At 60.3% G+C, this 14,205-nt stretch carries 14 protein-coding genes; 5 read left to right on the forward strand and 9 right to left on the reverse strand.

All coding sequences use genetic code 11. From position 1 onward, the window contains the following. Positions 1–38: 38 nt before the first annotated feature. The 4 genes from VWZ87_RS17305 to VWZ87_RS17320 are packed head-to-tail and all read left to right on the forward strand — an operon-like array spanning position 39 to position 2,941. A complete protein-coding gene (locus VWZ87_RS17305) occupies positions 39–716 on the forward strand; it encodes a cell division ATP-binding protein FtsE (RefSeq protein ID WP_340544281.1) in 678 nt (225 codons plus the stop codon). Next, a complete protein-coding gene (locus VWZ87_RS17310) occupies positions 713–1,612 on the forward strand; it encodes a cell division protein FtsX (RefSeq protein WP_340544283.1) in 900 nt (299 codons plus the stop codon). Before VWZ87_RS17305 ends, VWZ87_RS17310 begins: the two co-directional genes overlap by 4 nt. Further along, the gene (locus tag VWZ87_RS17315) at positions 1,609–2,358 is read left to right on the forward strand and encodes a lysophospholipid acyltransferase family protein (protein WP_416536441.1); all 750 of its coding nucleotides are present in this window, start codon (positions 1,609–1,611) and stop codon (positions 2,356–2,358) included. The genes VWZ87_RS17310 and VWZ87_RS17315 overlap by 4 nt, the downstream gene beginning before the upstream one ends. Then, positions 2,336–2,941, forward strand: a complete 606-nt coding sequence (locus VWZ87_RS17320) for a pyridoxamine 5'-phosphate oxidase family protein (protein WP_416536442.1) — start codon at positions 2,336–2,338, stop codon at positions 2,939–2,941. The genes VWZ87_RS17315 and VWZ87_RS17320 overlap by 23 nt, the downstream gene beginning before the upstream one ends. 67 nt (positions 2,942–3,008) lie before the next feature. On the opposite strand, the gene VWZ87_RS17325 is transcribed toward VWZ87_RS17320, so the two are convergent. From VWZ87_RS17325 to sucC, 9 genes are all read right to left on the reverse strand, one after another. Beyond that, positions 3,009–3,323 carry an EthD family reductase gene (locus tag VWZ87_RS17325; protein ID WP_340544286.1) on the reverse strand — a complete coding sequence of 105 codons (315 nt, stop codon included), beginning with the start codon at positions 3,321–3,323 and terminating at the stop codon, positions 3,009–3,011. 116 nt (positions 3,324–3,439) lie between these two features. Further along, positions 3,440–4,837: a dihydrolipoyl dehydrogenase gene (gene lpdA, locus VWZ87_RS17330; RefSeq protein ID WP_416536443.1), complete on the reverse strand. Its 1,398-nt coding sequence runs from the start codon at positions 4,835–4,837 to the stop codon at positions 3,440–3,442. Between the two features lie 107 nt (positions 4,838–4,944). Beyond that, positions 4,945–5,355: an MAPEG family protein gene (locus tag VWZ87_RS17335; protein WP_340544289.1), complete on the reverse strand. Its 411-nt coding sequence runs from the start codon at positions 5,353–5,355 to the stop codon at positions 4,945–4,947. After that, positions 5,356–5,925, reverse strand: a complete 570-nt coding sequence (locus tag VWZ87_RS17340; protein ID WP_416536444.1) for a hypothetical protein — start codon at positions 5,923–5,925, stop codon at positions 5,356–5,358. A gap of 45 nt (positions 5,926–5,970) precedes the next feature. Further along, complete coding sequence (gene odhB / locus VWZ87_RS17345; protein ID WP_416536445.1) at positions 5,971–7,524, reverse strand: 2-oxoglutarate dehydrogenase complex dihydrolipoyllysine-residue succinyltransferase; 1,554 nt, start codon at positions 7,522–7,524, stop codon at positions 5,971–5,973. Between the two features lie 6 nt (positions 7,525–7,530). Then, positions 7,531–10,488, reverse strand: a complete 2,958-nt coding sequence (locus VWZ87_RS17350; RefSeq protein ID WP_416536446.1) for a 2-oxoglutarate dehydrogenase E1 component — start codon at positions 10,486–10,488, stop codon at positions 7,531–7,533. A 265-nt stretch (positions 10,489–10,753) separates the two neighbouring features. Then, positions 10,754–11,638 carry a succinate--CoA ligase subunit alpha gene (gene sucD, locus VWZ87_RS17355; protein WP_008559701.1) on the reverse strand — a complete coding sequence of 295 codons (885 nt, stop codon included), beginning with the start codon at positions 11,636–11,638 and terminating at the stop codon, positions 10,754–10,756. Between the two features lies 1 nt (position 11,639). Continuing rightward, on the reverse strand, positions 11,640–12,089 hold the full coding sequence (locus VWZ87_RS17360; RefSeq protein WP_416536447.1) for a hypothetical protein: 450 nt from the start codon (positions 12,087–12,089) through the stop codon (positions 11,640–11,642). Positions 12,090–12,094: 5 nt separating this feature from the next. Beyond that, positions 12,095–13,288 (reverse strand): ADP-forming succinate--CoA ligase subunit beta, encoded by a 1,194-nt coding sequence (gene sucC, locus VWZ87_RS17365; RefSeq protein WP_416536448.1) that lies wholly within the window; start codon positions 13,286–13,288, stop codon positions 12,095–12,097. Positions 13,289–13,648: 360 nt separating this feature from the next. Here sucC and VWZ87_RS17370 point away from each other — a divergent pair, with 360 nt between their 5' ends. Next, the gene (locus VWZ87_RS17370; RefSeq protein ID WP_416536449.1) at positions 13,649–14,191 is read left to right on the forward strand and encodes an AAA family ATPase; all 543 of its coding nucleotides are present in this window, start codon (positions 13,649–13,651) and stop codon (positions 14,189–14,191) included. Positions 14,192–14,205: the final 14 nt, after the last annotated feature.

Raw genomic sequence — 14,205 nt, forward strand, 5'->3', positions numbered from 1 at the left:
CAGTCGGGCAAAACACCGGTGACCAAAAGGGGACCGCCGTGATCGAGCTGGACAATGTGGGGTACAACTACGGTGGCGGGGAACTGCTAAGCGACGTGTCGGTGCAGCTGGCACCGGGGTCGTTCCATTTCCTGACAGGCCCATCGGGCGCAGGCAAGACCACCCTGTTGAAACTTTGCTATGGCGCGCTGACACCAACGTCAGGCCGCGCACGTGCTTTCAACATGGATATCAAGGGGCTGGATCGTGACCAGATGGCCTATCTGCGCCGCCGCATCGGGGTGGTCCACCAGGATTGCCGGTTCCTCGATCACCTGCCGGTTCTGGAGAATATCGCGTTGCCGTTGACGGTCTCCGGGCGGGATATCACCCAGGAAGAGGCTAATCTGCGCGAGCTGTTGAACTGGGTTGGCCTGTCGGAGCGCGCCCATGCCACCCCTCCGGAGCTCTCTGGTGGCGAGCGGCAGCGCGCGGCGCTGGCCAGATCGGTGATCCTCTCGCCTGAGGTGATCATCGCCGATGAACCAACTGGCAACGTGGATTGGGACATGTCGCAGCGGCTGCTGCAATTGTTGGTGGAATTGAATCACATGGGCAAAACCGTTCTGGTTGCGACACATGATCTGTCGTTGATCCGGGCCGCCAAGAAGCAGGTTCAGGCACGAGTCCTGCGGATTTCGAACCGCCAGCTTCAGCAGGCCGGAGCGGACCTATGAAACTGACCCGTTTGCGCAACCTGATTGTCGGGGATGCCCAGGCTGACCGTGTTGTTCCGCCCAGTGGATTTACCGCCCAGCTGACTTTGTTTGTCTCTGGTGCGATGGCGTTTCTGGCGGTTTTTGCCTTGGCGCTGTCGCTGGCCTCCGGCCGTTTGGCAGATCGCTGGGCAGAGGAACTGGCGCGCGCGGCCACGCTACGGATCAATGCACCGGCGGAGCAGCGTGCTGCCCAGACCGAGGCGGCAATGACCATTCTGGAACAGACGCCGGGTGTCGCCTCTGCTCGTGCGCTGAGCCGCGAGGAACAGGCGGCGCTGTTGGCGCCATGGTTTGGCACCAAACTGCCGCTGGATACGCTGCCGATCCCACAGCTGATCGAAGTGATCGAGGGCGATCCGGGCTATGATGAGACCGGTCTGCGCTTGCGCCTTCAGGCTGAGGTTCCGGGCGCGATCTTGGATGATCACACGCGCTGGCGGGCGCCGCTGGTGGATGCTGCCCAGGCGCTGCGGCGGTTGGCCTGGGTGTCCATCCTGTTGATCGGCGGGGCCACCGCGGCGATGATCACCCTTGCTGCGAATGCAGCGCTTGCGGCCAATGCCCAGGTGATTGAGGTGCTGCGTCTCGTCGGCGCGCTGGACACCTATATCGCTCAGGCCTTTATCCGGCGTTTCACCCTGCGCGCGCTATTTGGTGCCAGCGTTGGCATGGCGCTGGGAATGCTCGGGGTCTGGCTGATGCCCGAAGCCTCCCGCGAGGGCGGGTTCCTGACCGGGCTTGGCTTTCAAGGTTGGAGCTGGCTCCTGCCACTCTGCATCCCTCTGCTTGGTGCGCTTGTCGCCTTTGCCGCGACCACCCGTGCGGCCAACAAACGTCTTGGAGATTTGGCGTGAAAACTGCGTTTAGATGGCTGCTCTCGGCCGTGTTCATGATTCAGATCTATGTGATGATGCTGATCTTTGGTCTGGTCTTTGCGCCATGGGCCTTGGTCTCGCCGCGCGGTGCCCGGGTGGCCTGTCGCAGCTATGCCGGTTATGTGCTGTGGTGCGCGCGTTGGATGCTGGGCCTGCGTACGGAGGTGCGTGGCGAGGTCCCGACCGATGAGGTGATCATTGCGGCCAAACATCAGAGTTTTCTGGATATTCTGATTATCTTTCACGCCACGCCAGCAGCCAAGTTCATCATGAAACGTGAGCTGTTGTGGACGCCGATTATCGGCATTTATGCCAAGCGCCTGGGCTGTGTGCCGGTCAACCGTGGCAAGAAGGGCAATGCCATTGCCCGCATGGTCAAGGACGTGGCAGCAGAATTCGCAGAACCCGGCCAACTGGTGATCTATCCGCAAGGCACGCGGGTCGCGCCGGGGGTTGACCGGCCCTACAAGATCGGCACTGGCGTCCTTTATGCCGCGCTGGAGCAGCCCTGTGTGCCTGCGGCGACCAATGTGGGGTTGTTCTGGCCACGCACCGGGATCATGCGCAAACCGGGGTTGGGCGTTGTGGAATTTCTGCCTGCTATCGCCCCGGGACTGGACCGCGATGCCTTCATGGCCACGCTGGAGCGCGAAGTTGAGACACATTCAGACAAGTTGATGCGGGAAGCGGGGTTCAAGGTCGATGGAATTTCTCAGCACAGTTGATGAGTTGGAGGCGCTTTACGGCGCTCCGGGAACACCGTCCCTGCGCAAGGTGGCACGGCAGATGACGCCGCTGTACCGGCAGTGGATCATGGCATCGCGACTGTGCATGTTGGCCACTGTTGGGCCGGAGGGGACCGATGACAGCCCGCGCGGTGATGATGGTCCGGTGGTGCTGGAGCTGGATCCCGGAACGCTCGCGCTGCCGGATTGGCGCGGTAACAACCGTATCGACAGTTTGCGAAACATCCTGCGGGACCCCCGGGTTTCGCTGATGTTTCTGGTACCGGGGTCAAACAATGTGGTGCGGGTCAACGGGCGGGCACGGGTCACTGCGGATGCGGCGATGTTGGCCCGGTTCGACAAGAACGGCAAGCAGCCGCGCACAGTGATTGTGATCGAGATTGGCGAGATCTACAGCCAGTGCGCCCGCGCGCTGATGCGGGCGCGGACCTGGACCTCAGGCGACGAAAGCGCGGGGCTTCCTTCTATGGGCGAGATCCTGGCCGAGCAGACCGCAGGGCAAGAGGGCGGTGTCGCCTATGACGAGGCCTGGGCGCCCCGTGCAGCCAAGACCCTCTGGTAACCGGGAGCGGCTGTGAATGCCCCATCCGGGCTTTCACAGCAGGGTTCGCCCGGGTGGCAGAGCAGGGTCAGCTCATCAAGACCTCACCGACAAGGATCTGCGGACGCACATTGGTGAAATTGGCGACGTCGTCGATGATTGGTCCGCTTTTTTCGCCCATCGCGCGGTCCAATGTGTCCATATCTGGAAAGGTGATCGTGGCGATCAGCAGATAGGCCGGCGGAATATCCGGGCCGCTTGCAATCCCGCGCGATGCCTCGACGGTTTCCATCAGATCGCCAAAATGTTCTTCGACCAGTGGCAGGTGGGTGGTCTCATAATAATCATAGTCAAACGTCGCATCGGCGGAGGCGGGGTAGATCACTTGCAGGCTGACAGTCATGGCAGAGGCTCCGGTTCATGAGAAAGCGGCCCACCATGGATGGGCCGCTCTGGTGTGGATTAGATATCTAGCAGGCGGAGCCCGGGTAGGGCACCCGGTTTCCTGCGCTGCTCCATTTAGCTGTGGATCGGACCGTCACCGCAGGCCAGCGCCGCTTCGCGGACAGCTTCGGAATAGGTCGGATGTGCGTGGCAGGTCAGCGCCAGATCCTCGGCGGAGGCGCCGAACTCCATCGCTACACAGATTTCGTGGATCAGGTCACCGGCTGCCGGGCCAATGATCGAAGCGCCCAAGATGCGGTCGGTTTCCTTATCGGCGATCAGCTTGACGAAGCCGCCTTCTGCCTGATGCACCGCTTTGGCGCGGGCGTTGCCCATGAACATGAACTTACCCACCTTGATCTTGCGACCTTCGGCTTTCAGCGCATCTTCGGTCTGGCCGACGGTGGCCACCTCCGGTGTGGTGTAGACCACGCCAGGGATCACGCCGTAGTTGACGTGGCCATGTTTGCCCGCAATCACCTCGGCAACGGCCATGCCTTCGTCTTCGGCTTTATGGGCCAGCATAGGACCTTCAATGACGTCACCGATGGCATAGACGCCTTTGACATTGGTCGCCCAATGGGCGTCGGTGGCGATCTGACCCCGTTCGGTCATCTTGACGCCGAGGGCGTCCAGCCCCAGCCCCTCCGCATAGGGTTTGCGACCCGTCGCTACCAGCACCACATCTGCGTCGATCACCTCTTCGTCGCCGCCTTTTTTCGGCTGGTACTTCACCTTTGCCTTGGTCTTGGCGGCGTCGACCCCTTGGACGGCCGCGCCCATGACAAAGGTCAGGCCCTGTTTTTCAAGGATCCGCTTGAAGCTGCGCTGAACGTCCTTGTCCATACCGGGGCAGACGGCGTCCATATACTCCACCACGGTGACTTCGCTGCCCAGGCGGGCATAGACCGAGCCGAGCTCCAGACCGATGACGCCAGCGCCGATTACCACCATTTTCTTTGGGATCTTCGGCAGGTCCAGTGCGCCGGTGGAATCCACCACGATGCCCTTGTCATTGTCGACCTCGACGCCCGGCAGAGCCGAGGGAACGGAGCCGGAGGCAATCACGATGTTCTTTGCCTCATGGGTGTCATCGCCCACCTTGACCTTGCCAGCCTCCGGGATGGAAGCCCAGCCCTTGATCCAGTCGATCTTGTTCTTCTTGAAGAGGAATTCGATGCCACCGGTGTTCTGGCCGATGACCTCTTCCTTGTAGGATTTCATCTGTGCCCAGTCGACCGAGGGGCTTTTGCCCTTGAGACCCATATGGGCGAAGTTGTGCTCGGCCTCATGCAGCAGATGGGTGGAGTGCAAGAGCGCCTTTGACGGGATACAGCCGACATTGAGGCAGGTGCCGCCGAGGGTTTCGCGGCCCTCGACCACTGCGGTCTTGAGGCCCAGCTGGGCGCAGCGGATAGCGCAGACATAGCCACCGGGGCCGGCGCCGATTACGATCACGTCATAGGATGCCATATTGATGTGCTCCTTGAGGGGTTAGCGATGAAGATCATGGGGAAAGGGGGCGCTGCCCCCGGCCTCTGTCGGGGCCTCCCCCGGAGTATTTTGGGAAAGATGACGGCTCATGTAAGGGCCGCAATCAGCATGAGGGTGGTTGCGAGGTAGCCCACAGACCAGATCAGCGAGCGCCACGGGACCCAGCCAAAGGCATAGGCGGGAATGTAGAGGACGCGCGCGCCGAGGTAGGCATAGGCGCAGGCCGCGGTGAACCCGGTTGACTTGCCCGCCAGTGACACCACCAGGCAGGCGATGCCGAAGAGGATCAGCCCCTCAAAGTGGTTTGACATCGCCCTGTGTAGACGCGCGGTGCGGGTCGAGAGCTGATCGCGCAGATCACCGCCCAGACGATCCCGGTCGCGCGGGCCAAGCGTTTTGCCCTGACCCAGCTCAAGGTTCGCAGGCACCGCCATCAGGGCGATCTGAAAGACCTGGAGCAGGGCGGCGAGGGTGAGAGCGGTGAGTTCTGGGGGCATCTACCACGCACCTGTGAATTTACGGTTAAAAGAGCGCTTAGAGCTGAAGGCGGATACTTCTCCGGTCTCCTGCAACAATGAGCAGCGGGCAATAATGTCGCGCAACAGACTTCCAATCGAGTAGCGAAACTTGTCGTAGGCTAACTTCGCGCAATCCTCATCCTGCTCGTCCGAGAACTCTAAATGGAGCTTCTCGCATTCTTTTACGACATTCATCGAGTTAAAGCTCGCATCCCATGAATGGGCAAACTTGTTCCTAACACTGTTTAGCACCACGAGTGACTTTGCTTCGATGTTTCCGAGTAGTCCAAGTCCTTGAGCAAGGGCCACATTGCTTGTGAAATTCTTCAAAGCGGTCTTGAGCGCGTCTTTTTGAGCACTGTTCATTTCTGAAGTGTCTAAGCAAAGTCTAACCAGTTTATCCAACAGCGCATCCATTACGCACATCGTGATGAGTACGATTGCGCGCGGGGATTCATTTCGTAGTCCTTGAGTGAAAGTGCGAAACTCGGCTGCATCGCTGAGTACGCGCTCAAAGCCCGGAATAATAAGTTGTTCAGGTTCGCTCATAACAGATTGTGCCCCACTCTCTGCTAAGAGTGGGGCATAGCTTTCTTAAAGATCCATCAGCAGGCGGCGGGGATCTTCCAGCGCTTCTTTGACGCGCACGAGGAAGGTCACGGCACCTTTGCCGTCGACGATGCGGTGGTCGTAGGATAGCGCCAGATACATCATCGGGCGGATCTCGACCTTGCCATTGATCGCCATCGGGCGGTCCTGGATTTTGTGCATGCCGAGGATACCGGATTGCGGCGGGTTCAGGATCGGCGAGGACATTAGCGAGCCATAGACACCACCGTTGGAGATGGTGAAGGTGCCGCCCTGCATTTCCGCCATCGACAGCTTGCCGTCGCGGGCGCGCGCGCCTTTTTCGGCAATCGCTTTTTCGATGTCAGCAAAGGACATTGCATCGGCGTCGCGGATGACCGGAACCACCAGTCCCGTGGGCGTGCCTGCGGCTATGCCCATGTGGACAAAGTTCTTGTAGACGATGTCGGTGCCGTCGATCTCGGCATTGACCTCGGGCACTTCCTTCAGCGCGTGGCAGCAGGCCTTGGTGAAGAAGGACATGAAGCCCAGTTTCACACCGTGCTTCTTCAGGAACAGATCCTTGTACTCATTACGCAGGGCCATCACCTCGGTCATGTCGACCTCGTTGTAGGTGGTGAGCATGGCCGCGGTGTTCTGGCTGTCCTTCAGACGCTTGGCGATGGTCTGGCGCAGGCGGGTCATTTTCACCCGTTCTTCGCGCGCGGCGTCGTCGGCTGCCACAGGTGCGCGCACCGGAGCGGCAGCTGCGGGCGCCGAGGCAGTAGCCGCCGGTGCCGCTGCGGCCGCAGCCACAGCGCGGGCGACATCGTCCTTCATGATGCGGCCATCGCGACCGGTGCCCTGGACCTGATCTGCGGACAGACCGGCCTCGGCCATGGCTTTCTCTGCGGAGGGCGCATTGGCGACATCCTTTGCGGGACCGCCCTGACCTGCAGGAGGTGTGGTGTATTGCGCACCACCGGCGGTTTCTGCCTTTGTCGGCTCGGGGGTGACGGCGCCGGCGTCGCCACCGGAGATCACACCGAGTTTGGCCGTTGCATCCACGGTGCTGCCTTCTGCGGCGGTGATTTCGGTCAGAACGCCGGAGACCGGCGCGGGCACCTCGACCGAGACCTTGTCGGTTTCCAGCTCACAGAGCATTTCATCCTGCGCGACGGTATCGCCGACCTTCTTGAACCAGGTCGAGACGGTGGCTTCGCTGACCGATTCACCGAGAGTGGGGACCATCACATCGGTGCTGGCCCCCGCCTTGTCACCGGTGTCTGCGGCTGGCGTGGTATTGCTCTTGGGCGCATCCGAGGTTGCGGCGCCGGAGGACGCACCTTCGGAGATGGTGGCCAGAAGGGCGTCGACCCCTACGGTCTCGCCTTCGGCGGCGACGATTTCACCCAGGGTGCCTGCGGCAGGGGCGGGGACTTCGACGGTGACCTTGTCAGTCTCCAGCTCACAGAGCATTTCATCAGCCGCTACGGCATCACCGGGTTTCTTGAACCAGGTGGCAACGGTGGCTTCGGTCACGGATTCGCCCAGGGTGGGCACGCGAACTTCGGTGGTCATAGGGTGTTATCCTTCGATGCTCAGCGCTTCGTTGACGAGCGCAGCTTGTTGGGCTTTGTGTTCGCTGGCCAGACCCGTCGCGGGTGAGGCCGATGTGGCGCGACCGACATAGATCGGGCGGCTGTTCTTGGCGCCGATACGGGTCAGCACCCATTCGATATTCGGCTCGATGAACGTCCAGGCACCCTGGTTCTTGGGCTCTTCCTGACACCAGACCATCTCGGCGCCCTTAAAGCGCTCCAGCTCTTTTACGAGGGAGATGGCGGGGAAGGGATAATACTGTTCGATCCGCATCAGGTAGATGTCGTCGATGCCGCGCGCGTCACGTTCTTCCAGCAAGTCATAGTAGACCTTGCCAGAGCAGAGCACCACGCGCTTGATCTTGTCGTCGGCCACCAGCTTGGTGTCGGAGTTGCCGTGCTGTGCATCATCCCACAGCACCCGGTGGAAGCTTGAGCCGGTGGTGAACTCCTCGGCCTTGCTGACCGCCAGCTTGTGACGCAGCAGCGATTTCGGCGTCATCATGATCAGCGGCTTGCGGAAGGTGCGGTGCAGCTGACGACGCAGAATGTGGAAGTAGTTTGCCGGTGTCGTGCAATTCGCCACAATCCAGTTGTCCTGGCCGCACATCTGCAGGAAGCGTTCCAAACGGGCGGAGGAATGCTCCGGGCCCTGACCTTCGAACCCGTGCGGCAGCAGGCAGACGAGGCCTGACATACGCAGCCATTTGGACTCGCCGGAGGAGATGAACTGGTCGAACATGATCTGGGCGCCGTTGGCGAAATCGCCGAACTGGGCCTCCCACAGGGTCAGCGCATTGGGTTCCGCCAGCGAGTAGCCATACTCGAACCCGAGGACAGCATATTCCGACAGGGCGGAATCGATCACCTCATACTGCGACTGGCCGCTGCGGATGTTGTTCAGCGGATAGTAGCGCTCTTCGGTCTCCTGGTTCACGATGCCGGAATGGCGCTGCGAGAAGGTGCCGCGCGTGGCATCCTGACCGGCGAGGCGGACAGGGTAGCCTTCAGTCAGCAGCGAGCCAAAGGCGAGTGCCTCACCGGTCGCCCAGTCGATGCCTTCACCGGTCTCGAACATCTTGCCACGGGCTTCAAGGAAACGGCCGATGGTCTTGTGGATCGGGAAGCCCTCCGGCACGCGTGAAAGTGCGGTGCCGATTTCGTTCAGGGTGTCCGGCTTGATGGCGGTACGGCCGCGCTGATACTTGGCGCCGTGCTTGTCGAGGTGCGACCAGCGTCCGTCCAGCCAGTCCGCCTTGTTCGGCTTATAGTTCTTTCCGGCTTCGAATTCCTCGTTCAGGCGAGCCTGGAACGAGGCTTTCATATCCTCAATCTCGCCCTCGGGGATCAGCCCGTCCTTCACCAGACGTTCGGTATAAAGCGACAGCGTGGTCTTGTGGCCCTTGATCTTCTTGTACATCAGAGGGTTGGTGAACATGGGCTCGTCGCCCTCGTTGTGACCAAACCGGCGGTAGCAGAAGATATCCAGAACCACGTCCTTGTGGAACTTCTGCCGGAATTCGGTCGCGACCTTCGCGGCATGGACCACCGCTTCCGGGTCATCGCCGTTGACGTGGAAGATCGGCGCCTCAACCACCAGCGCGTTGTCGGTGGGATACGGAGAGGAGCGAGAGAAATGCGGTGCGGTGGTAAAGCCGATCTGGTTGTTCACCACGATATGCATGGTGCCGCCTGCCTTGTGGCCGCGCAGCCCTGACAGGGCGAAGCATTCCGCCACGACCCCCTGGCCGGCAAAGGCCGCATCACCGTGCAACAGGATCGGCAGAACCTTGCTGCGATCGCGGTCTTTCAGCTGATCCTGCTTGGCGCGCACCTTGCCCAGAACCACCGGATTTACCGCTTCGAGGTGAGAGGGGTTCGCGGTCAGCGACAGGTGGACGGAATTGCCATCGAATTCACGATCTGACGACGCGCCAAGATGATATTTCACATCGCCCGATCCATCCACGTCTTCGGGTTTGAAGCTGCCACCCTGAAATTCGTTGAAGATCGCCTTGTAGGGTTTCTGCATCACATTGGCGAGCACCGACAGGCGGCCCCGGTGCGGCATCCCGATCACGATGTCTCGGATCCCAAGCGCGCCACCGCGCTTGATGATCTGTTCCATCGCCGGGATCAGGCTCTCGCCGCCATCAAGGCCAAAGCGTTTGGTGCCCATGTACTTGACGTGCAGGAATTTCTCGAAGCCCTCGGCCTCGACCATCTTGTTTAGGATCGCCTTGCGCCCTTCGCGGGTGAAGGTGATTTCCTTGTCGTAGCCCTCAATCCGCTCCTTCAGCCAGCTGGCCTGCTCGGGGTCTGAGATGTGCATGTACTGCAGGGCAAAGGTGCCGCAGTAAGTGCGTTTCACGATGTTCACGATCTGGCGCATCGAGGCGACCTGAAGACCCAGAACATTGTCGATGAAAATCGGGCGATCCATGTCGGCTTCGCTGAAGCCGTAAGTGCGCGGATCCAGCTCAGGGTGCTGGGCGTCCTCGCGCATACCGAGCGGATCAAGATTAGCTGCCAGATGGCCGCGGATCCGGTAGGCCCGGATCAGCATCAAGGCCCGGATCGAATCCAGCACGGCGCGCTGGACCTGATCGTCGGTCACTTCGACACCCTTGGCGGCAGCCTGCTCCTTGATCTTCTTGCCGGCGCTCTTGCTCTCTTCCGGGGCGGGCCATTCGCCGGTCAGCGCGGCCGTCAGGTCGTCATTGGGAGCAGGCGGCCAGTCGGAGCGCGCCCAGGAGGGGCCTGCGGCCTCGGCCTTCACGTCGAGCTCTGCATCCCCCATCTGCCGGAAAAACTCCGCCCAGGCGGCATCCACCGCATTGGGGTCATTGGCATATTGGGCATAGAGCTGCTCCAGATACTCCGCGTTGTGCCCCTGCATGAAGGAGGAGGCATGGAAGAGATCGTTAGGGCTCTGGTCGGTCATGAGAGTACCTCTTGCGGGTTGGGACCGGTTTTGGTGCGACCTTGGGTCAATGCGTTGCAGCCTGATCAGAAGGCGTTTCGGAAGAGTAAAACGCCCTCGGAATCCTGCAGCAGATAAGAACGGCCTCTGGAGGTAACAATCTTATCTGCAAAAGGATCCCTGAAACGGGAAGACGAGCGGCCCGGACAGCCGCTCGGTTCCCGGACAGACAGGGTGTGCCCGTCCGGGATTTGGTCCTTGATGCCATATGAGGCAGCCTTCGGCATTATTTGCCGATAGCTTTCAGAACGGCCTCGCCCAGGGTGGCCGGACTGTCAGCCACAACGATACCAGCGGATTTCATCGCTTCGATCTTGTCCTCTGCGCCACCTTTGCCGCCTGCGACGATCGCGCCGGCGTGGCCCATGCGACGGCCCGGAGGGGCGGTACGGCCTGCGATGAAGCCAGCGACCGGCTTCCAGCGGCCTTTTTTCTTCTGCTCGGCGAGGAATTCTGCGGCTTCTTCTTCAGCGGAGCCACCGATCTCACCGATCATGATGATGGATTCGGTTTCCGGATCGTCCAGGAACATATCCAGCACGTCGATGTGCTCGGTGCCCTTGATCGGGTCGCCGCCGATGCCCACAGCGGTGGACTGGCCGAGACCGATATCGGCGGTCTGCTTAACAGCTTCATAGGTCAGGGTACCCGAGCGGGACACAACGCCGACCGAGCCACGCTTGTGGATGTGGCCGGGCATGATGCCGATCTTGCAGGCATCTGGAGTGATGACGCCGGGGCAGTTCGGGCCGATCAGACGCGATTTGCTGTCTTCCAGCGCGCGCTTCACCTTCATCATGTCCAGAACCGGGATGCCTTCGGTGATGCAGACAATCAGCTCCATTTCGGCGTCGATGGCCTCAAGGATGGAGTCAGCCGCGAAGGGCGGTGGCACGTAGATCACGGAGGCATTCGCCTCGGTGACGTGCTTGGCTTCGTGCACGGAGTTGAACACCGGCAGGTTCAGGTGGGTCTGGCCACCTTTGCCGGGGGTCACGCCGCCGACCATCTTGGTGCCATAGGCGATGGCCTGTTCGGAGTGGAATGTGCCCTGCGAGCCAGTGAAGCCCTGACAGATGACCTTGGTGTTTTCGTCGATGAGGACTGCCATTTTAGGAGTCTCCTGTAAATTCTGTGGGGGTTTGCCACACGAGCATCGAGCTACCTGTAGTATAGGGACTCGCGTTTCGACCGCCTTTGAGTGCTGGATTGAACTGGAATGAGATCTCGATGATTTCTTCTTTTTCGGTAGAAACCATGCAAAGCACCTCGACCGCCACGTCTCCGTGCTCCGACGAAAGTCGACTGTCTGGGAATGCATAATTCTCAATGCCGACAATAGTAGAAGTCCAGTAGTTCGAAGCTGTAATGGTGAGACTATTGATCCCTTCAAAACGTTTGCCCAACGCTTTCAAAGCTTCGGTCTGGCAAGCCTTATCGCGTTTCGACACCTTTGACTCAAAGTACTGATGCTGGCTCTCGAGAATGAGTTCTTGAGCCACGACAGGGGTTGCACCAACGAGAGCCAGCGCAGCGACCAGAAGGGATTTGAAGCCTTGCATCGGGTTTACCCCTTAACCGCTTTCACGATCTTCTCGGCGCCGTCGGACAGGTTGTCGGCTGCGATGACATCAAGACCGGAGTTGTTGATGATGTCTTTGCCGGCTTCCACGTTGGTGCCTTCGAGGCGAACAACCAGCGGAACCTTCAGGCCGACTTCTTTCACCGCGGCGACCACGCCTTCGGCGATGACGTCGCAGCGCATGATGCCGCCGAAGATGTTGACCAGGATGCCTTTGACGTTCGGGTCAGAGGTGATGATTTTGAACGCTTCGGTCACTTTCTCTTTGGTGGCGCCGCCGCCAACATCGAGGAAGTTCGCAGGCTCAGCGCCGTAGAGTTTGATGATGTCCATGGTGGCCATCGCCAGACCCGCACCGTTCACCATGCAGCCGATCTCACCGTCCAGAGCGATGTAGTTCAGATCGTATTTGGAGGCTTCCAGTTCCTTGGGGTCTTCCTCGGTGGTGTCGCGCAGCTCGGAGATATCGGCGTGGCGGTAAACCGCGTTGCCGTCGAAACCGACCTTGGCGTCCAGCACCTTCAGATCGCCGCTGTCGGAGACGATCAGCGGGTTGATCTCCAGCATTTCCATGTCTTTTTCGACAAATGCCTTGTAGAGCTGGCCCATCAGTTTGACGCATTGCTTGATCTGCTGGCCCTCAAGACCCAGCGAGAAGGCGATGCGGCGACCGTGGAACGCCTGGTAGCCAGTTGCCGGATCAACAGAGAACGACAGGATCTTTTCGGGGGTGGCTTCCGCCACTTCCTCGATGTCCATGCCGCCTTCGGTGGAGCACACAAAAGAGATGCGCGAGGTCTGGCGATCCACCAACAGAGCGAGGTACAGCTCGGTCTGGATGCCGGAGCCGGCTTCGATGTAGATGCGGTTCACCTGCTTGCCGGCCGGGCCGGTCTGGTGGGTCACAAGCGTGCGGCCCAGCATTTTCTTGGCTTCTTCGGCGGCTTCTTCGACCGATTTGGTCAGGCGCACACCGCCCTTTTCACCTGCGTCGGCTTCCTTGAAGGAGCCTTTGCCGCGGCCACCTGCGTGGATCTGGGCCTTGACCACCCAGAGGGGGCCGTCCAGCTCACCAGCTGCGGTTTTGGCATCTTCTGCCTTGAGCACCACACGCCCGTCCGAAACCGGCGCGCCGTAGCTGCGGAGGAGGGCCTTGGCCTGATATTCGTGGATGTTCATCTGAAACTGTCCCGTCTGGCTGCAATTGTCTTGTCTAATACGCCGTCATGGCGCCAATGTTTAAAGGGTTTTCTCACAGCTGGTAAAGAATTCCCGAAGATTTATCGAATTTGTGATCACAGTTTTCCGACGTGTGATCACAAATTTACGGAATGTGAATGCAGTTGATTCGATGGGAGGGGTTTGGATCCTGACCGACCGTAAGATGCCCGGATGCGGCATTCGACCGCCCGGACGCCGCGCGCGTGGCACGAACTGGGCATGTGGGGTCGCCGTCTCAGCGGGGCACGGCAGAGATTTCCAACACCCGAGCGCTGAGGCAACGGGCAGTTTCCATGATGCAAAAAGGGGGGGGGCTTCATGACCGAGGGGACAGCGCGGCATGTCATTCTTTCGGGATGTTCAGGGGGTGGAAAATCCACTCTACTGACCGAGTTGGGACGGCGCGGGTTTGCGACCGTGGCCGAGCCGGGGCGTCGGATCGTCGCCGAGGAAAAGCTGGGGAGCGGCGCTGCGCTGCCATGGGTGAATATGGAAGCGTTTTCGCGACGGGCGATGGATCTTGCGCGCGAAGATCGCCGCGGCGTTTCTTCCACCCGGGGATGGGTGTTCTTTGACCGGGGGATGGTGGATGCGGCGGTCGCGTTGTCGCATGTCACCGGACGGCCTGTTGGCGATATTCTGGCCAAATCCGAACGCTACCACGATCTGGTGGTCCTAACGCCGCCCTGGGCGGAGATCTATTGCCAGGACGCCGAGCGGCAGCATGGTTTCGGACAGGCTGTTGAGGAGTATGACCGTCTGGTAATGGCTTATCGACAGCTCGGCTATCGTGTCGTTGTCCTGCCTAAAACGACTGTTGCGGCTCGAGCCGATATCGTGCTGCGCCTTCTTGGGATCTAACTTGGTACGGGAGG

The organism is Phaeobacter sp. JH20_37 (assembly GCF_048056015.1).
Classification (GTDB): Bacteria; Pseudomonadota; Alphaproteobacteria; order Rhodobacterales; family Rhodobacteraceae; genus Phaeobacter; species Phaeobacter bryozoorum.

Bases quoted from the DNA above. Each gene is read 5' to 3' on its own strand.
- VWZ87_RS17310 (WP_340544283.1), top strand. From the start codon at position 713: ATGAAACTGACCCGTTTGCGCAACCTGATTGTCGGGGATGCCCAGGCT.
- VWZ87_RS17320 (WP_416536442.1), top strand. From the start codon at position 2,336: ATGGAATTTCTCAGCACAGTTGATGAGTTGGAGGCGCTTTACGGCGCT.
- VWZ87_RS17325 (WP_340544286.1), bottom strand. From the start codon at position 3,323: ATGACTGTCAGCCTGCAAGTGATCTACCCCGCCTCCGCCGATGCGACG.
- lpdA (WP_416536443.1), bottom strand. From the start codon at position 4,837: ATGGCATCCTATGACGTGATCGTAATCGGCGCCGGCCCCGGTGGCTAT.
- VWZ87_RS17335 (WP_340544289.1), bottom strand. From the start codon at position 5,355: ATGCCCCCAGAACTCACCGCTCTCACCCTCGCCGCCCTGCTCCAGGTC.
- VWZ87_RS17340 (WP_416536444.1), bottom strand. From the start codon at position 5,925: ATGAGCGAACCTGAACAACTTATTATTCCGGGCTTTGAGCGCGTACTC.
- odhB (WP_416536445.1), bottom strand. From the start codon at position 7,524: ATGACCACCGAAGTTCGCGTGCCCACCCTGGGCGAATCCGTGACCGAA.
- VWZ87_RS17350 (WP_416536446.1), bottom strand. From the start codon at position 10,488: ATGACCGACCAGAGCCCTAACGATCTCTTCCATGCCTCCTCCTTCATG.
- sucD (WP_008559701.1), bottom strand. From the start codon at position 11,638: ATGGCAGTCCTCATCGACGAAAACACCAAGGTCATCTGTCAGGGCTTC.
- VWZ87_RS17360 (WP_416536447.1), bottom strand. From the start codon at position 12,089: ATGCAAGGCTTCAAATCCCTTCTGGTCGCTGCGCTGGCTCTCGTTGGT.
- sucC (WP_416536448.1), bottom strand. From the start codon at position 13,288: ATGAACATCCACGAATATCAGGCCAAGGCCCTCCTCCGCAGCTACGGC.
- VWZ87_RS17370 (WP_416536449.1), top strand. From the start codon at position 13,649: ATGACCGAGGGGACAGCGCGGCATGTCATTCTTTCGGGATGTTCAGGG.